The 15,758-nt window shown below is 63.4% G+C and carries 17 protein-coding genes, 1 tRNA gene and 1 pseudogene; 11 read left to right on the top strand and 8 right to left on the bottom strand.

All coding sequences use genetic code 11. The features are described from left to right. Window position 1 precedes the first annotated feature (1 nt). On the top strand, window positions 2–799 hold the full coding sequence (locus tag K408_RS0131600; protein ID WP_024342498.1) for an NUDIX hydrolase: 798 nt from the start codon (window positions 2–4) through the stop codon (window positions 797–799). A gap of 268 nt (window positions 800–1,067) precedes the next feature. After that, window positions 1,068–3,755, top strand: coding sequence for a PAS domain S-box protein (locus tag K408_RS0131595; protein WP_024342499.1), 2,688 nt, complete (start codon window positions 1,068–1,070; stop codon window positions 3,753–3,755). Here K408_RS0131595 and K408_RS0131590 read toward each other — a convergent pair whose 3' ends face one another. Further along, window positions 3,756–4,109, bottom strand: a complete 354-nt coding sequence (locus tag K408_RS0131590; RefSeq protein WP_024342500.1) for a GrlR family regulatory protein — start codon at window positions 4,107–4,109, stop codon at window positions 3,756–3,758. It abuts the gene before it with no gap. A 124-nt stretch (window positions 4,110–4,233) separates the two neighbouring features. Beyond that, window positions 4,234–4,620: a VOC family protein gene (locus tag K408_RS0131585; RefSeq protein ID WP_024342501.1), complete on the bottom strand. Its 387-nt coding sequence runs from the start codon at window positions 4,618–4,620 to the stop codon at window positions 4,234–4,236. Between the two features lie 176 nt (window positions 4,621–4,796). Between K408_RS0131585 and K408_RS0131580 the strand changes: the two genes are divergently transcribed. The 3 genes from K408_RS0131580 to K408_RS0131570 all read left to right on the top strand — a co-directional run bounded on the left by K408_RS0131580 (window position 4,797) and on the right by K408_RS0131570 (window position 6,292). Then, entirely contained in the window at window positions 4,797–5,369 is a 573-nt protein-coding gene (locus K408_RS0131580) for a hypothetical protein (RefSeq protein WP_024342502.1), read from the top strand. A 159-nt stretch (window positions 5,370–5,528) separates the two neighbouring features. Beyond that, a complete protein-coding gene (locus tag K408_RS0131575) occupies window positions 5,529–6,062 on the top strand; it encodes a hypothetical protein (RefSeq protein ID WP_024342503.1) in 534 nt (177 codons plus the stop codon). A gap of 153 nt (window positions 6,063–6,215) precedes the next feature. Next, window positions 6,216–6,292: transfer RNA gene (locus tag K408_RS0131570), tRNA-Arg, on the top strand. Between the two features lie 13 nt (window positions 6,293–6,305). Here the strand turns inward: K408_RS0131570 and K408_RS39355 are convergent. Both K408_RS39355 and K408_RS0131560 read right to left on the bottom strand, forming a co-directional pair. After that, on the bottom strand, window positions 6,306–7,301 hold the full coding sequence (locus K408_RS39355; protein ID WP_024342504.1) for an AraC family transcriptional regulator: 996 nt from the start codon (window positions 7,299–7,301) through the stop codon (window positions 6,306–6,308). Window positions 7,302–7,626: 325 nt separating this feature from the next. Beyond that, window positions 7,627–7,905, bottom strand: a complete 279-nt coding sequence (locus K408_RS0131560; RefSeq protein WP_024342505.1) for a hypothetical protein — start codon at window positions 7,903–7,905, stop codon at window positions 7,627–7,629. A 224-nt stretch (window positions 7,906–8,129) separates the two neighbouring features. Between K408_RS0131560 and K408_RS0131555 the strand changes: the two genes are divergently transcribed. Next, the gene (locus tag K408_RS0131555; protein ID WP_245265947.1) at window positions 8,130–8,564 is read left to right on the top strand and encodes a DUF3775 domain-containing protein; all 435 of its coding nucleotides are present in this window, start codon (window positions 8,130–8,132) and stop codon (window positions 8,562–8,564) included. Between the two features lie 40 nt (window positions 8,565–8,604). Then, the gene (locus K408_RS0131550; protein WP_024342507.1) at window positions 8,605–9,066 is read left to right on the top strand and encodes a host attachment protein; all 462 of its coding nucleotides are present in this window, start codon (window positions 8,605–8,607) and stop codon (window positions 9,064–9,066) included. 31 nt (window positions 9,067–9,097) lie between these two features. Here the strand turns inward: K408_RS0131550 and K408_RS0131545 are convergent, their stop codons facing one another. Beyond that, window positions 9,098–9,361: a hypothetical protein gene (locus tag K408_RS0131545; protein WP_024342508.1), complete on the bottom strand. Its 264-nt coding sequence runs from the start codon at window positions 9,359–9,361 to the stop codon at window positions 9,098–9,100. A 302-nt stretch (window positions 9,362–9,663) separates the two neighbouring features. Here K408_RS0131545 and K408_RS0131540 point away from each other — a divergent pair, with 302 nt between their 5' ends. The 3 genes and pseudogenes from K408_RS0131540 to K408_RS39350 form a co-directional block, all read left to right on the top strand. Continuing rightward, on the top strand, window positions 9,664–10,110 hold the full coding sequence (locus tag K408_RS0131540; protein ID WP_024342509.1) for a hypothetical protein: 447 nt from the start codon (window positions 9,664–9,666) through the stop codon (window positions 10,108–10,110). A 97-nt stretch (window positions 10,111–10,207) separates the two neighbouring features. Next, window positions 10,208–11,080: a DMT family transporter gene (locus K408_RS0131535; RefSeq protein WP_024342510.1), complete on the top strand. Its 873-nt coding sequence runs from the start codon at window positions 10,208–10,210 to the stop codon at window positions 11,078–11,080. A gap of 110 nt (window positions 11,081–11,190) precedes the next feature. Next, a pseudogene (locus tag K408_RS39350) lies at window positions 11,191–11,437 on the top strand (hypothetical protein); the annotation flags it as partial. 61 nt (window positions 11,438–11,498) lie between these two features. Here the strand turns inward: K408_RS39350 and K408_RS39345 are convergent. From K408_RS39345 to K408_RS0131515, 3 genes are all read right to left on the bottom strand, one after another. Then, a complete protein-coding gene (locus K408_RS39345; RefSeq protein ID WP_035698730.1) occupies window positions 11,499–11,828 on the bottom strand; it encodes a hypothetical protein in 330 nt (109 codons plus the stop codon). A 66-nt stretch (window positions 11,829–11,894) separates the two neighbouring features. Continuing rightward, the gene (locus K408_RS0131520; protein WP_080654965.1) at window positions 11,895–13,334 is read right to left on the bottom strand and encodes a cryptochrome/photolyase family protein; all 1,440 of its coding nucleotides are present in this window, start codon (window positions 13,332–13,334) and stop codon (window positions 11,895–11,897) included. Window positions 13,335–13,457: 123 nt separating this feature from the next. Then, window positions 13,458–14,117: a peroxiredoxin gene (locus K408_RS0131515; protein ID WP_024342514.1), complete on the bottom strand. Its 660-nt coding sequence runs from the start codon at window positions 14,115–14,117 to the stop codon at window positions 13,458–13,460. Between the two features lie 391 nt (window positions 14,118–14,508). Between K408_RS0131515 and K408_RS0131510 the strand changes: the two genes are divergently transcribed. Beyond that, window positions 14,509–15,081: a hypothetical protein gene (locus tag K408_RS0131510; RefSeq protein ID WP_024342515.1), complete on the top strand. Its 573-nt coding sequence runs from the start codon at window positions 14,509–14,511 to the stop codon at window positions 15,079–15,081. Window positions 15,082–15,758: the final 677 nt, after the last annotated feature.

Raw genomic sequence — 15,758 nt, 5'->3', positions numbered from 1 at the left:
CATGGCCGAGACATCAGCATCACGCCCGGCCTCCACGATCCTCCTGCTTCGGGACGGCGCGGCACACGAAATCGAGGTCTTCATGATGGTCCGCCATCATCAGATCGAATTCAACTCGGGTGCGCTGGTGTTTCCAGGTGGCAGCGTCGATGCTGGCGACAAGGAGATCGTCGCCCGCGCCGGCCTTTACTCGGGCGGCGAAGGCTTGAGCGAAGCGGACCGCGGTTTTCGGATCGCCGCGATCCGCGAGACGTTCGAGGAGAGCGGCATCCTCCTGGCGCGGTCGAAGGATACCGGCGCGCCAATCGATGCCAGGCGTGCCGGCGAGATTGCCGACGCGCACCGTGTTGCGCTGAACGAACACAAGATCGGCTTCCTCGACATTCTCGCCGACAACGGTCTCCAGCTCGCGCTGGACACGCTCGTGCCATACGCGCACTGGATCACGCCGGAGGGCTTGCCGAAGCGCTTCGACACCTGGTTCTTCCTTGCCGCCGCACCGCCGGACCAGCTCGGCGCGCATGACGGGCTCGAGTCCACCGATTCCATCTGGGTCTCGCCGCGCGAAGCGGTGGAGGGGGGCGAGAGCGGCCGCTTCAAGCTGCCGTTCCCAACGACGCGCAATCTGATCCGGCTGGCCAAGCAACCAAACGTGAGCGCGGCGATGGAGCACGCCCGCGGCCTGTCCATCGTCACGGTGATGCCGGTCATGACCAAGACTGAAACCGGCCGTCAGCTCCGCATCCCGGCCGAGGCCGGCTATGACGGCGAGGTGTTCGAGGTAGGGGCAGCCGGCTAGTACACCTCTGTGAAGCCAAACATCCGGAGCCGGAGGGCGGATACGCCCGAGCTTTGGCCGGACGGTCTGGCCTTGGCGTGCGTCCTCTCGGCGTCACCGCCATGGCCAATTCGGCCGGCAGCCCGCCGGCGTCGACCTGTCGTAAGGCGCGAGGCTGAAGGAGCGGCAAGCCTTGATATTAAGGATATTCCGCGCCACGAGGCATGTTCCCCCTGGGCGGCAATACGTCGTATATTGGGTTTCCAGCAGCCCGGTCCTTAAACCACCAATGTCCGCCGAATTGACGCCGTCCCCAGAGAAAAGGCGAACATTTTCGCTCTCCATCGGCCAGCTCACCTTCGGCAGCTTCCTGTTGGTGCTGGCGGTGATCATCGTTACCTCGACCGCGAGCGTGATCGCGATCCGGCACATCGACACCACCTTCGCCGAGCTGCAGAGGCTCCAGAGCGTCGGCGACCTCGCCGAGGATATCGACCGCCGCATGAACGAGTTGCGCCTCGCCGCGCGTGACTTTGTCACAGACCCAGGCGCCGGCATTCAGTTCCAGCAGGTGGGCGAGGCGGCCTCGACCCTGAGCGAGATCCTGAAGAAGACCCGTATCGAGCTCGCGCCCGAGCAGCAGGACATGCTCGACGGGGTCACCGAGCGGCTCGCCACCTATCGTACCGGCTTGGAGCGGATCTCGACGCTGATCGACCGCCGCGCCCAGCTGCTCGCCGGCCTGCCGCCGCTGCGCGAGCAATTCGATGCAGCTGTCGCCGGCACTGCGGACCGGGAGCTGGCGTCGCACCTCTCCGAAGCGCAGAGCCGGGTCGCGCTCGGGCTGCTCGCGCGCAACCCCTCCGCGGCCGAGCAAGCGGCGCAGAGCATGCGAACGATGGGCATCGCCGATCCCAGGCTCAAGTCCGCGGTGAACGACTACGCCGAGGCGATCATGGCGGTGGCGGTCCGGGAGCGGCAGATCGCCGACATTGATCGCGAGGTCTTGGGAACTGAGGGCCGATTGATCGGCCGCGTCACCGAATTGCTGCGCGAAGTCAGCTCCCGGCGCGGACACGTGCTGTCGCGCGACTTTGCCCGAACCCTGACCGAGGCGCGATGGCAGAGCATCGTGCTCGGTACGGTCGGCGTGTTGATCGGTATCGGCGCTTCGTTGTTCGTGGTGCGCAGGACGGTTCGTCCGCTCGCCCAGATCGCACGATCCATTCGCGCGCTTGCGGCCGGCCGGAAAGACACCTCGATTCCATCCGCCGACCTCGACAACGAAATCGGCGACATCGCGCGGGCGGCCGAAGTGTTCCGCCGCGCGCTGGAGGAGGCCGACACCGCGCGCGAGGCGGCGGTGCGCGCTCTTACCGAGCAGCGCCTCGCCGAGGAGAGCTACCGCAAGCTGTTCGAGGGCTCGGTCGACGGCATCTATGTGACGACGCCCGCCGGTGACCTCCTCAACGCCAATCCGGCGCTGGCGCGGATGATGGGTTATGACAGCCCACAGCAGCTCATCGACAGCATCAACGACATCGCCCACACGATCTACGTCCATCCAGAGGCGCGCGCCGAATACCAGCGGCTGATGGCGCGCGACGGCATGGTGCGCGAGTTCGAGTACCAGGTGCGCCAGCGCAGCGGCAATATCCTGTGGCTCTCCGACAGCGCCACGGCCGTGCGGGACGAGCAGGGCAGTATCGTCCGCTATGAGGGCACGCTGCGCGACATCACCGACCAGAAGCGCGCGGAAGACGCCATTGCCGAAGGCCGGCGCCTGCTCCAGCAGGTCATCGACACCGTGCCTGCGGTGATCAACGTCAAGGACCGCAACCTGCGCTACGTGCTGATGAACCGCTACATGGCGGGCATTTTCGGCATCGAGCCCCGCGATGCGCTTGGCCGCACCACCGCAGACTTGATGTCGCGCTACGGCGCGGCGAAGACCGACGAGAACGACAAGCGCGTGCTCCAGCTCCGCAAAGGGCTCGGTTTCTATGAGGAGGAGTACAAGGACGCGGCAGGCAACATGCGGCAATGGCTGGTCAACAAGCTGCCGCTGCTCGATGCCGAGGGCGAGATCGAGCGGATCGTCACCGTTGCGCTCGACATCGGCGAGCGCAAGCGCGGCGAGCAGGAGATGCGCAAGGCCAAGGAGGCTGCCGAGACCGCGTTGCGCAATCTTCGCGAGACGCAGGCCTCGCTGATCGAGGCCGAGAAGCTCGCCGCGCTCGGGCGCCTCGTTGCCGGCGTCGCTCACGAGGTCAACAATCCGGTCGGAATCAGCCTCACGGTCGCGTCCGCGCTGGAGCGCAAGACCGCAGTGTTCGCCGCCGAAGTCGAGCGGGGGGAGCTGCGCCGCTCGACGCTCAACGATTTCCTCGGTACAAGCCGCGATGCATCCTCGCAACTCGTCTCCAACCTCAACCGTGCCGCCGAACTGATCCAGTCTTTCAAACAGGTCGCCGCCGACCGCAACTATTCGGACCAGCGCACATTCGATCTCGGCGACCTCACCGAGCAGGTGGTGATGAGCCTGCGGCCGGGCCTGCGCAAGCACAATCTGACGCTCAACGTCGAGTGCCAGCCGGACCTGACCATGAACAGCTATCCCGGCCCGTACGGCCAGGTGCTGACCAACCTGTTTCTCAATTCGGTGGCGCACGCCTTCCCGGATGGCAGGCCGGGGACCATCGAGATCCAGGTGCGCGAATCCGGCAAGGACAATGTCGAGATCATCTTTTCCGACAATGGCTGCGGCATGTCGCTCGACGTCCGCCGCCGCGCCTTCGATCCGTTCTTCACGACGCGGCGCGACCAGGGCGGCACCGGTCTCGGCCTGCACATCGTCTACAGTATCGTCACCAACCGGCTGGGGGGCCGGCTCGATCTCGATTCCGAGCCGGGGGGCGGCACGCGCATCCAGATGATCTTGCCCCGGGTGGCGCCGCTGGAGCAGGCGGCCGAATAGCTAATCGACGTCCGCGAGCTTGTGCAGCGTGGCGCCAAAGATCTGGCTGGCCTTGCCGACCAGCGCAGTCCCGGTCATCTCCCCGCGCGTCTCGGTGAAGCTGCCGGTGACGCCGATGCCGACGGGGGCGGGGCCGCCGAACAGTGGGTTGTCATCGCCCCGAGGCGTCGTGTGCCGTTGCACCAGTACTTCGCCTTTGAAGGTGCTGTTGTCCTTCACCGTGTAGCTGCCGGTGTAATAGAGGTAGGCGTCGCCGCCAAGAATCTTGCCGTCGCGGAACAGAATCACGCCGCTGCCCTTGCCGACTCGACCATCGAGCAGGGTCACGTGAATTGAATAAAGGCCGTTCTTCATAACGTCCCACGGGCCGGCCGCCATCGCCCAATGGCGTAACCGGTCCAGCTTTTATGCCAAAGCCCGTCTTCTCGCGCAACGCGGCAGTTTGCCGGCTGGGCGCGGGAGCACGGCGCGCGTCACGTCAGCTATATTTCTTGTCGCGCTCGAGCAGCTCGATGGAGATGCCTTCAGGGCCTTGGATGAAGCAAATGCGTACGCCGGGCCGGATGGTCGTCGGCTCACGCGTGAAGGTGACACCCTTGGCCTTGATCTCGGCGGCCACGGCGTCGATGTCCTGCACCACAAGGCCGAAATGGTCGAGACCCTGATGCGGGTGAGGGGGCGGCGGGTTGACGTCGCTGTCGCCCTCTAGAGGTGCGATGAAGATCCTGGCGCCGCCGAGGTTCACGTCGATCCGTCCCGGCGCGCGAGCGATCTCGCCACCAAGGATGTCCCGCAGCCAAGCCGCCGTGGCCTCCGGATCGGGGCTGCGCAGGTGGACATGATCCCAAGTGACGGCGAATGGCATTACCTGTTCTCCCAACGGGCTGCGATGTTGCAGCGCATGTTAACGGGCTCGGCTGGTGCTTACCATGCTCCTGGCCGACTCGCATGAAGCGGGGAACCTTAGTTCGTTGCGCGAATTAGGGTAAGCTGTGGCCGAGCCCATCTCCATGGTGCCTTGGCCGCAATTGGTAATGCACCATGAACGCCAGGCTCGACCGGATCGGATTTGGGCGCCTCGCCGGGACCGGCGAAAGGCTGGCACGGGCCGTGACGATCGCCAGTGTTTCGTTTGGCCGCAGTCTTCTCTGGCTGCTGGCGGCGATCATCCTGGGTTGTGGTGTCTGGATTTTGCTACCTTTTTCCAGAGGCAATAGTGCTGAGCCGGCGACGCCGGAGCTGGCCTCTGTTGAGGCGCTTCCGTCGGACGATGCGTCGGTAGACGTGCGGCCGGCATCCCAAGCTCAGGCGCCGGCGAGGGCAGAACTCGGTCGTCTCAGGATCTCATCGCAGACCTGGCGCCGCGGCGGCCTCGGTTCGAAGGCCCTGGTGACGTTCACGCTCCGAAACGACAACGACTATGCCGTAAAGGATGTCGAGATCGTCTGCGCCTTCACGCGGCATGACGGCAGTCGTCTTACGAACCGCACCCGCGTGGTGGCCGATCCGGTCAGCATGAAGAGCCGCAAGACCTTTGTACGTGTCCTCGTCGGCTTCGTTAACGTGAATGCCGATCATGCAAATTGCTCGCTGGTTGCAGCGCGCCGTGTCTAAGGCGACGCGATCGGGTAGCGGAAAAGTTACCCTCCTCGGTGCTTGGGCAAAAAACCATGCATCACCATTTGAACCGAGCGGCTGGGTCAGGAACCAATTGAGAAATCGCCTGTTGAGGCGGAGAGCCCACGCGGGGATGCGGGGGGCGGAGCGCGGCCAATGCCCATCTTTAGGTATTTCATTTTCGTCGGTGGAGCCTTGCTCGCACTGCTGTTCGCGGCGGATTTCGTTCTCCCGCCGGCGCCGGTCACGCAAGCCATCGCAACCGCCGGCATCGATCAGCCCCTGATCCGAATCCGGTCCAATCGGCACCTGCCTGAACGCGTGGTGCTCGACACCAGCCAGCCGACGATAGCCGCGCCCGCGGTGCAGACCGCCGCTGTTGCGGCACCGGAGCCCCCGGCGCAGGAGAGCCTAACGCCGGCTTTGGCCGAGATGTCGGCCAAGACCCGGGTGCGCGAGACCTTCGCCCAGTTCACGCCGGCGCCGAGGACCGAGACTGCCGCGACCAGGAAGACCGAGACGAGGACCGAGCCGAGATCGCAAGCTCGTCAGCTTCAGGCTGCTCAGGCTCAAACTTCTCCGGCCCAGCCCAAGCGCAAAGTTGCCAGGACACCTCCGCCGCAGCCCGGTCGTCCCATGATGCTGGTGGCCCAGCAGCCGCATTTCGGCCTTTTCAACAACACTTGGTGACAGACGCCTGCGACCCCGCTTCGATGAGGCGGGAAGGGCTTTTTATTGGCCGGCCTCTCTGCTAACTCGAAGCAGTCCAAACGCCGTTTGCTGTGCTGGCCTGATCGCCAGCGCCGGTGAGGGGATCTTGGTGGCCCGTCACCCCGGGCTCAGGCGCTCGTAGCTCAGCTGGATAGAGCATCGGATTTCGATTCCGAGGGTCGGAGGTTCGAATCCTTCCGAGCGCGCCAGACCTCGCCTTTTCTAAAGGTCTAGAGAAACTGTACGCATGCTGTGTGGGCCGGCGGGAGGGCTCCTGCGTCCGCGGGCTAGCGTGTCGGACGGCGCCTCCTGGAAGGTCGCGCGGTAGGCCGCGGCAAACTCACCGAGATGATGGAAGCCCTGGGCGCGCGCGCAGGTGGCGACGGTGACGCCGCCGCCCCTAAGCAGGCGGGCGCGAGTCGCCCACAGCCTCTTCAGGCGAATATACTGGTGCAAGCTCATGCCGCGCACCTTGCTGACGGCGCCGCCGAGCGTCCGAACCGAGACGCCAAACTCGCCGGCGAGGTCGGCCGTATAGATGGGTGCTGTCGGATCGGCCGCCAAGAAGTCGTCGATCCGCTGCACGAGCTTGATCGCTCGCTGGCTCTGGACCGAGGCGATCCGGTCCGACAACGATTCGATTCGAAACAGGTCGTCGAGCGCGAGCAGCAAGCCTTCCTGAAGATGGGCCGCAGCCTCGGTGCTTTCGAACAGGCCCGGCTGCACTGACGCCGTGCGTAGGATGTCGAGCAGGAGTTGCCGCGTGTGGAGCAGTGCGGGCCGGTTCGCGACATGGGCCCGCAAGTCGTCGGCATTGTCGAACCAGCCCCGGTCTCTCAGCTCGGGAGAGAAGATGATCATGGCATGATGATTGGATTGGGGTTCGACGAAATGGCACTCGTCGTTGCCGCGCAGCGCAGCGAAGAAGCGGGCGTCGATATCCACTCCCTTGAAACTGGCCTGAACGTCATCGGTCATGGACAGGATCACCATCCCGCCCGGCATGCGATAGGCGGTATCGAGAATGCGCGCGAACGATTTCATCACGATGATGCGGCACGCCGGCAGGGCGACGACAGCGCGGGCCGGCGCGAAGTTGGGGATGTCGAGCGGAATGCTTCTCGCATCCTCCATCGTCTCGATCGGCCGAAATGAATCGACGTCAGAAAAGCCGATCAGTTGAAGCGCGGAGGAGGGAGCAAGGTTGTCGAACAACATGGTTTCTGCCAGCCGCTGAAATGTACAATCAAATGAATGTCGAAGCATCGCCATCAATGACGGAACCGCGCGTTTCAGTAAACCGAATTTCAGGCCGTAGTATTGCGGACGTCATGCCATGAAGTCCGTCGGCTCAATGTCACGCCCAACGTTCTGCACATTCATGCCTGACGACCATCGGGCGGGCAATTAACTCCTTGTTAAAGGATGACCGAGGTCGGCTGATTCATCCTTGATCTGGATCAGATCGGCTCCCATTGCGGTGGCACCGCGCAAGACATGAGCTCGCAAAAAAGCGAAGGGGCCCCGAGAGCCCCTTCAGATGTCACCAGCGGCGATAGCCGTAATAGCCATAATAGCGCGGCCCGTAATAGCGCGGCGGCCCGTAATAGCGAGGGCGGTAATATGGCCGAGGCCCGTAATATCCATAGTAGTTCGGGCGCCACCAGCACTGCCCCCATGCGTTGCAGACCATCCGCACCTGCTCGACGCCGGACATCTGCGGTGTCGCGGGAGCCGGCGCTATCGGCATGGCGGATGCCGCCTGCGATGCCGCGAGGGCGCCAAACAACAGGGACGCGGCGACGCCAGTCTTGAGAGTCATAATGTCTTCCTCCGCTTACGCGATGCAGAATATCGAAGTTGTTCGGATCAAATTGTGGCGGAACCGAAATGTAATGCTGATGAACAAGCCTTCACCAAGTCGACCGGCCCTGATGCCGGCTCGAGGACTGGCCTAGGACCATGCCGTGCCGGAGACCTTGATCCTGCGCAAATCGCAAGTGTGCCTTGGCTCTTACTGTCGTCGCCGTGGCAGCGGCGTGGTGCATGCTGCCGGGTAAGGTTAGCTGGATGCGAATCATTCCAAATCTGTCGATCTCGCCGGAGAAGGTCTTCTTCGTCATCGCGAAATCGCGCCGCTCCGATAGCGAAGCGGCCGGAGGCGGCGTCATCCTGGACTCAGGTGACGACGACATGAGCTACGGACGCGGCGGACGTGGCGAAACCACCGACCGTACGGAGTTGGCGGGCTTCATCCGCGATCTCAACGTTGACGAGCAGATCGATCTGGTGGCGCTGACCTGGCTCGGCCGGGGCGACGGTGATCTCTCTAATTGGCGCGAACTGCACGCCCAGGCCGTACAGGCGCACAATCAGCGCACTGCTTCCTACCTGATCGGCACGCCGATGCTTGCCGATTATCTGGAAGAGGCAATGGCGCAGTTCGGCAAGTCTTTCGAGGAATTCGAAGAACACCTCTGATGCCGGACGCGGGGTCGATAAGTTTCAAGGAGAAGTTGCAATGAACAAGATGAGAATCGAGAAGGGTGACTGGCTGGTCGTGTGCGACGGGCGCAAGGCGCTGATTCTGGAGAACGTCGGCGACGAGATGTTTCCCAATCTGCATACCAGAGAAGTGCACGAGCAGCCCAACCCCTCGACCGCCGCGCAAGGTAGCGATGCGCCCGGCCGCTTGCATTCGGCGGCCGGTGGATCGCGCAGTTCGGTCGAGCAGACCGATTGGCACGATGAGGCGGAGCGCGCCTTCCTGCGGGGACTTGCTGGCCGGCTCGATGCTGCCGTCAGCTCCGGCGAGACCAAGGCGCTGACCATGGTGGCCTCCCCGCGCGCGCTGGGCATGATCCGCGCCGACTATTCTGACACGGTGCGTAAGGCGCTCCAGGGTGAAGTCGGCAAGGACCTCGTCAAGCTGCCGGTCTACGAGATCGAGAAGCAATTGTTGCTGTCGGGCGCCGCGAAATAGAGGCGCCAGCCGGAAGGACGCGCGCGGCGCCTCAGTGGCAGGGGTGCCGCCGTCCATCCTGGCCGATATACGCGGCCGCGCTGCGATAGCAATGGTTGGTCGACGGGCCGTCGTAATAGGCAAAGGTGCCGGGGGTGAGGCCCGGTCCGTAATTGTGCAGATAGCTGATCGGATAGGGCAGCGGGTTGGCGTAAGAGCGGTGATACCGATGGTGTCCGCGCGCTTCCGCAAGGCCGGGAGCCAGAACTGCAGCCGTCAGGGCCACGATCGCGGCTACAAACGTCAACTTGCTCATCTCGATTCTCCGAAGCCCGCTCAAACAGATCAACCATTTATAGCCATTTCGGGTGGTCTGGCATCGCTCCGGAGGCCCAAAATCAGGTGCAATCCCGCAGATTTCCGGGGTGTGTGACAGAATTGTCGGACTTGGGGTCAAAAGCTGCCCATTTTTGGCCTTTTCGGGATGCTTAACGAATTCCCCACACAACTATGACCAAAGAGTATTTCGGTAAGAATCCTGTCGCCGGCGCCGAGGATCATTTCTCTGGGTCCCTGGAAGTCGGTGGTATTCCTGAAGGTCGTCGCCGTCACCTCGCCATGCGCATCACGCTTCTGAGCCTGCTGTTGCTCTGCCTCGCCGCCGTAACTCCGGCGCGCGCCGAACTGCGCATCACCCGCGACCATGGCGGCTATGTCGAGGAGTACAAGGCCAAGTACAAGCGGGTGCGCGAGAAGGGCGAGCGCGTCATCATCGATGGCATCTGCAATTCGGCCTGCACGCTCGTGCTCGGCATCGTGCCCATGAACAAGATCTGCGTGACGCCGCGCGCGAGCCTCGGCTTCCATCAGGCCTATTACGACAAGGCGTTCACCTTCGGCATCAAGGTCACCAGCGCCGAAGGAACCTCTGATCTCATGTCCTACTACCCCGACACGGTGAAGGACTGGATTCGCCGCAATGGCGGGCTCACCACCGACATGAAGAAGATCAAGAACGGTGTCGAGCTCTGGAGGATCGTCAATCCCTGTCCGGAAGAATGGTGACCGGCTGAGCTGGGCCGCTGTGGGCTGACGCAGCGCAGCATCGTCAGAACGAAATTCGCATTGCCGCATGGCCTCCGGTGGGGCAATGAGGGCGGCAATGAACCATAACCAAGAAATCCTGGCCGCCCGCGCCGCGCCGATCCTGTTCGTCCTGCTCTGGAGCACCGGGTTCATCGGCACCAAATACGTCGTCAACAATGCCGATCCTTTGACCTATCTCGCCATCCGCATGGCGATCGTGGTCGGCCTGATGGCGATCATCGCCGGGATTGCGCGGCCGAAATGGCCCGACCGGATCGGGCTCGCCCACAGCGCGGTCGCCGGCATCCTCGTCCATGGTTTCTATCTCGGCGGCACCGCGATCGCGATCGCGCATTCGATTCCGGCCGGCCTCTCTGCGCTGATTCCCGGCCTACAGCCGATCCTGACATCGACCATCGCCAATCGCTGGCTCGGCGAGAGAGTGACGCCGGTGCAATGGGCCGGTCTCGTGCTCGGTCTCGGCGGCGTCGTGTTGATCCTGCACAACCGTCCCATGACCGGCGAAGCCGGACTTGGCTGGCTGGCCTCCGTGGTCTCGCTGATCAGCATCACGCTCGGCACGCTCTACCAGCGCCGCTACTGCAATCACATCGACTGGCGCGCCGGCAATCTCGTGCAATATGTCGCCGTCACCGTCTTCTTCGCGATCGGAGCATTTCTGTTCGAAGACCGCGTGGTGCACTGGACACAGGAATTCGTGCTCGCGCTCGCCTGGCTCGCCGTGGCGCTCTCGATAGGCTCGATCGGGCTGTTGTACTGGCTGATCCGCCACGCTGCGGCGACCTCGGTCGCGAGCCTGTTCTATCTGGTGCCGGCCGTGACGGCGCTGATGGCCTATCTGATGTTCGGAGAAAAGCTGGACGCAATTGCCATTGCCGGAATGGCGACGTGCGCGGCGGCGGTCTTCGTGGTCAATCGACGCTCTTAGCACTGTGCGCAGCACTGACGTCCGTTGACCGCGTCGTGCTAGGGTGGAGCATTCAATTCCACTTCTTTTGTCAGCGCGGCTGTATCAATGAAGGCGAGGCGTGCACTGCTCCATCATGGTTCGAGCCGTTCGCGCATCGCAACGGCACCAAGTTCGATCATCCGGGGTCGATGAAGGCTCCATTCACGATGACCGCGGGCGCAACGTGATCAAGAAGGTCAATGGCCAGCGAGTGATCAAGCAGTTCGGCTCATCGGAAAAGCGGAAGCGCTTCAACGCCGAGGACCGCTCGTTCATCGCAGCGATCCGCAATCTCAAGGCAAGCACCATCCGGGCCGACGGGCAGCCAGGCGGTGAGGATAGGGCGGCGCCGTCTCCGGGCGCGCCCGCACCCGGAGACCTGATCTGAGGATTGCGATCAGCGCTTGGCCTTCTTGGCCTTCTTTTTTGTTTTCGTGGTCTTCTTGGCGGCCTTCTTTGTGGATGTCTTGCCAGCCTTCTTTGCGGTCTTCTTTGCGGTCTTCTTTGCAGTCTTCTTTGCAGTCTTCTTTGCAGTCTTCTTGGCTGCCTTCTTTGAGGATTTACCGGCCTTCTTCTTGGACGTCTTCTTTGGCGCTACTTTCTTGGCGACCTTCTTGGCGGCGCGTCTGACCTGCTTCACGGCCGTGACCGCCGCGTCCTTGGTCGCTTCCACGGCGCTGGTGATCGTGTCCATCGCCTGTTCGGTGATCGGCTTTTCGTCGTCCATCTCATCCCCCGCGGTTTGACAGGAGTCATGACGATAGCGGGTTTCGAAATTGTGTCAAAGCCGCGCTCAACCTCCGCGGATCTTTGCGAAGGCGGCGAGCGCACGCTCGCGTCCTCCGGCATGATCGACAATCGGCTCGGGATAGGTCTTGCCCATTGTGATGCCCGCGGCGGCAAGCTCAATGGGCGTTGCCTGCCAGGGCCGATGGATCAGCTTGGCGGGCATCCCCTTCAGTTCCGGCACCCAGCGCCGGACGTAGGCGCCATCCGGATCGAACTTCTCGCCCTGAAGCAGCGGATTGAACACGCGGAAATAGGGTGCCGCGTCGGCCCCGCAGCCGGCGACCCACTGCCAGTTCGCGGGATTGCTCCCGGCGTCCGCGTCGACCAGTGTGTCCCAGAACCAGGCTTCGCCTTCGCGCCAGTCGACCAGCAGGTGCTTGACCAGGAAGGAGGCGACCACCATCCGGACACGGTTATGCATCACCCCCGTGTGCCAGAGCTCACGCAGGCCGGCATCGACGATTGGATAGCCGGTGCGCCCGCGCTGCCAGGCGGCAAGCGCCTTGTCGTCGCGCGACCACGGGAAGCCATCGAAGTTCGTCTGCAGGTTTTCGGTGGCGAGGCCCGGGTTGTCGTGGAGGAGGTGGCGGCAGAATTCGCGCCAGCCAAGCTCGCTGAGGAATTTTTCGACGCCGGGTCCGAGTGCCGGATCTTCCGCCGCGGCGAAGCGCGCGGCGTGCCAGACCTGGCGCGGGCTGATCTCGCCGAACCGCAAATGCGGCGACAGCCGTGAAGTGCCGTGCCGATCCGGGTGGTCGCGATCGCCGACATAGCCGCGCACTGTGTGCTTCAGGAAGTCGCGCAGGCGCTCGCGTGCAGAGGCTTCGCCGGGAGTCCATGCTTCGCGCAGGCCGGCCGCCCAATCCGGCTTGCTCGGCTCGAGCGTCCAGCTCTCCAGTCGATCGCTGGCGATCTCCGGCGCTGGTCGCAGCTCCTTGGGCGCGGGCAAGGGCCTTGGCGGGGTGCCGAGCGACAGCACCCGCCGCCAGAATGGTGTGAACACGCGCAGGCCCCGGCCATCCTTGTTGCGGATTGCCGAGGGCGGGGCGAGGAGGTCGCCGGGAAAACTTTGCGAGTCCGCTCCGAGCTTTGCCAACGCCGTTTCGAGCTGTCGCTCAACCGCTTGATGCGGCACCTGCGCGATCCCATTCCAGTAGACAGCGCGTGCGCCACTCTCGCGCGCCACTTCAGGGATCACCTTGGTCGCCGGTCCCCTGCGCAGGACCAGCGATCCGCCGCGTGCGGCGATCTCGGTCCCGAGCGCCCGCAGCGACTGCGCCAGCCACCAGCGCGCCGCGCCGCCCGGCGCCCGCCCCACGGATTCATCGAGCACATAGAGGCAGATCACCGGCCCGCCGGTCTTCCCGGCGGCGTGGAGAGCGGGGTGGTCAGATAGACGAAGGTCCTCGCGAAACCAGACGATGACCGGCTGCGGGTTTGGCATGATCGGGAGCGCATCTCGCTGAGCAGGTTCTCAATATACGAGACGCACGCGCCGGGTTTCATCAGCAAGGTCATCCCGAGGAATAAGTGCCCCCGGGATGATGCCCGCTGCTCAACGGCGGAATTATTTCGGCTGCGGCACGATGCGGAGGTAGGGCTTCGGCTCCTTCCACCCCTGCGGGTAGATCGTCTTGGCCTCTTCGTTGGAGACCGAGCCCGCGATGATGACGTCGTCGCCCTGTGACCAATCGGCCGGGGTGGCCACACGATGCTTGGCGGTGAGCTGCAGCGAGTCGATGACGCGCAGGATTTCCTGGAAGTTCCGGCCCGTGGTCATCGGATAGACCAGCACCAACTTGATCTTCTTGTCCGGTCCGATGATGAAAACGTTGCGAACGGTTTGATTGTCGGCGGCCGTGCGGACCAGGGGATCGCCCGAAATGGCGGCCGGCAGCATGCCGTAGAGCTTCGAGACGTTGTAATCGGTGTCGCCGATCATCGGATAATTCGGCGCCGCGCCTTGGGTCTCCTTGATGTCCTCCGACCATTTGGCATGGTTGTCGACCGGATCGACCGAGAGGCCCATCAGCTTGACACCGCGCTTGTCGAATTCCGGCTTCAGCTTGGCGAGAGCGCCGAGCTCGGTCGTACAAACCGGCGTGAAGTCCTTCGGATGCGAGAACAGCAACGCCCAGCTGTTGCCGATCCAGTCGTGGAACTTGATCTTCCCTTCGGTGGTCTCGGCTTCGAAGTCTGGTGCGGTGGCGCCGATTGGAAGTGTCATGATTTTACCTCATCGCATTGAATTTGTTGAAGAATGCGTCTCTGCCGTCGCGGGCAGTATAAGGGGCTTGCAAGACCAAGTGAACGCCAACTGAACCGGCTCAAGTAAAATGTGAATTCCTTCCGGGAAGAGCCCATTTCTCAGCAACTTATTGTTACGGCCGTCCCCGCCGCGAAACGTCTCTTCCGGGGTCACACGGTCTCGCTCGCCCCGATAATGCCTTTTATGACTTCCATCACGCTCCTGGGGCGCGCCCTAGAACCAAATCAGTCCTGACAGCGACCAATTGGCAACCATCTGGACAAGTCGCGATCCCCAAATCGAATCATTAACCACCCCTTTACGTCGGCATGAAAATGCTGGCCGGTCAGAAGAAATCTGGAAGTGAACTATGTCTGCCGCTGCGCCCAAACCCACCGAGTCATCGTCCCTCGAACCGTCCTGCCGCGATACCGCGGCTCACGCGCTGAGCGTGGTGCGCGACGGCATAATCACGGGAGAAGGCCCGACCACCAAGGGAAGGGTGCATTTCTCCCGTTCGCTCGATGCTGATGACACCGCATGGTGCATCCGCATCCTGACGGCCTCCGCCGTGAACGATCAGCCGGTGAGCCGCGCCGAGGCCGAAGTGCTGTTCGAGATCAACGAGGCCGCGACTGAGCGCACCGATGGGGGCCGGTTCGACGATCTGCTCGCCAAGGCGGTCGCCCATTATGCCGCGAGCGCTTCGGGCCTGAAGGTGCCGCCGCGGAACATGGCGCTGTCGGCCGACACCGACATCGAGAGCTGGGCGCCGTCCTATGCCTCCAAGGTGAACAGCGAGATGCTGGAGTGGATCGCCGGCCAGATGCGCGGCAAGCGCCAGAACAACCGCCGGCTGATGGCCATGGTGGCGACCTTCCTCGGCGCCACCGCGTTGCCTCTCGCCGGCCAATTGCCGAACGTGTTCGACATTGGCATGTGAGATTTCGGATGCGTGAGATCTTCGCCGCCTGATGACGGGGAGACGTGGCGGCGGGGCTCTTTCCCCGCCGTTTTTTGTCTGCCGGCGTCCGGCTCAAGCCCGGGCGCGGTACCGGGAAAACCGATGGCGTCGGAGCAACGGCATTGCTCATTCAAGACGCATCGTCATTGCAGACACGCTTTGGCGTCCTCGCGGCTGATCTCGCCCGAGCCTTGCTTTGTGGCCTCACCCTCTGAAATGAAAGAGGGCGCAGGGAAGACCGGGAGCCCGCTGGCACCCGAGGTCCACTGTGCGGAATCTGCGTGGTGAGAAGCTGCACAGCGGCATACAGGTGTAGCCAGGACATCCCGGCCTTCCCTGCGCAGTGGTTGGAACGGCTTATGTCGTGCTCTCCCCGGGGAGCGATGCACTATTGCCCCCGTCGCCTTGCGGATGGCTGGTGCGCGCGTCCGGTCGGACCGCCACATCACCGCAACACTTGGCGCACAGACCCCGGGCGCCAGGACCACACGATTTTGCCGTACGCAGATGGCACCTGTCGCATGCGCGGCGAGCTTGCTCACGGTCTCCCGCCCTGCAAATCCGTTCGCGCCAACGCCATCTGCGTCCACCGCCGCCCGGCCCGCGTTCGTGACGATCGCGATACGCCCCTCTTCCTTGGGCCGGGTTGCGGCGAT

Source organism: Bradyrhizobium sp. in8p8 (assembly GCF_000426845.1).
Taxonomy (GTDB): domain Bacteria; phylum Pseudomonadota; class Alphaproteobacteria; order Rhizobiales; family Xanthobacteraceae; genus Bradyrhizobium; species Bradyrhizobium japonicum_C.
The sequence above is the reverse complement of the archived record's forward strand: the minus strand, read 5'-3'. Positions and strand labels throughout refer to the sequence as shown.

Excerpts from the sequence above, each read along its gene's own strand:
- K408_RS0131590 (WP_024342500.1), bottom strand. The coding sequence starts at position 4,109 with ATGAAGAACGGCCTTTATTCAATTCACGTGACCCTGCTCGATGGTCGA.
- K408_RS0131540 (WP_024342509.1), top strand. The coding sequence starts at position 9,664 with ATGCGCATCACGCTTCTGAGCCTGCTGTTGCTCTGCCTCGCCGCCGTA.
- K408_RS0131545 (WP_024342508.1), bottom strand. The coding sequence starts at position 9,361 with ATGAGCAAGTTGACGTTTGTAGCCGCGATCGTGGCCCTGACGGCTGCA.
- K408_RS0131580 (WP_024342502.1), top strand. The coding sequence starts at position 4,797 with ATGAACGCCAGGCTCGACCGGATCGGATTTGGGCGCCTCGCCGGGACC.
- K408_RS0131585 (WP_024342501.1), bottom strand. The coding sequence starts at position 4,620 with ATGCCATTCGCCGTCACTTGGGATCATGTCCACCTGCGCAGCCCCGAT.
- K408_RS0131510 (WP_024342515.1), top strand. The coding sequence starts at position 14,509 with ATGTCTGCCGCTGCGCCCAAACCCACCGAGTCATCGTCCCTCGAACCG.
- K408_RS0131515 (WP_024342514.1), bottom strand. The coding sequence starts at position 14,117 with ATGACACTTCCAATCGGCGCCACCGCACCAGACTTCGAAGCCGAGACC.
- K408_RS0131555 (WP_245265947.1), top strand. The coding sequence starts at position 8,130 with ATGCTGCCGGGTAAGGTTAGCTGGATGCGAATCATTCCAAATCTGTCG.
- K408_RS0131550 (WP_024342507.1), top strand. The coding sequence starts at position 8,605 with ATGAACAAGATGAGAATCGAGAAGGGTGACTGGCTGGTCGTGTGCGAC.
- K408_RS39355 (WP_024342504.1), bottom strand. The coding sequence starts at position 7,301 with ATGTTGTTCGACAACCTTGCTCCCTCCTCCGCGCTTCAACTGATCGGC.
- K408_RS0131600 (WP_024342498.1), top strand. The coding sequence starts at position 2 with ATGGCCGAGACATCAGCATCACGCCCGGCCTCCACGATCCTCCTGCTT.
- K408_RS39345 (WP_035698730.1), bottom strand. The coding sequence starts at position 11,828 with ATGGACGACGAAAAGCCGATCACCGAACAGGCGATGGACACGATCACC.
- K408_RS0131595 (WP_024342499.1), top strand. The coding sequence starts at position 1,068 with ATGTCCGCCGAATTGACGCCGTCCCCAGAGAAAAGGCGAACATTTTCG.
- K408_RS0131535 (WP_024342510.1), top strand. The coding sequence starts at position 10,208 with ATGAACCATAACCAAGAAATCCTGGCCGCCCGCGCCGCGCCGATCCTG.
- K408_RS0131560 (WP_024342505.1), bottom strand. The coding sequence starts at position 7,905 with ATGACTCTCAAGACTGGCGTCGCCGCGTCCCTGTTGTTTGGCGCCCTC.
- K408_RS0131520 (WP_080654965.1), bottom strand. The coding sequence starts at position 13,334 with ATGCCAAACCCGCAGCCGGTCATCGTCTGGTTTCGCGAGGACCTTCGT.
- K408_RS0131575 (WP_024342503.1), top strand. The coding sequence starts at position 5,529 with ATGCCCATCTTTAGGTATTTCATTTTCGTCGGTGGAGCCTTGCTCGCA.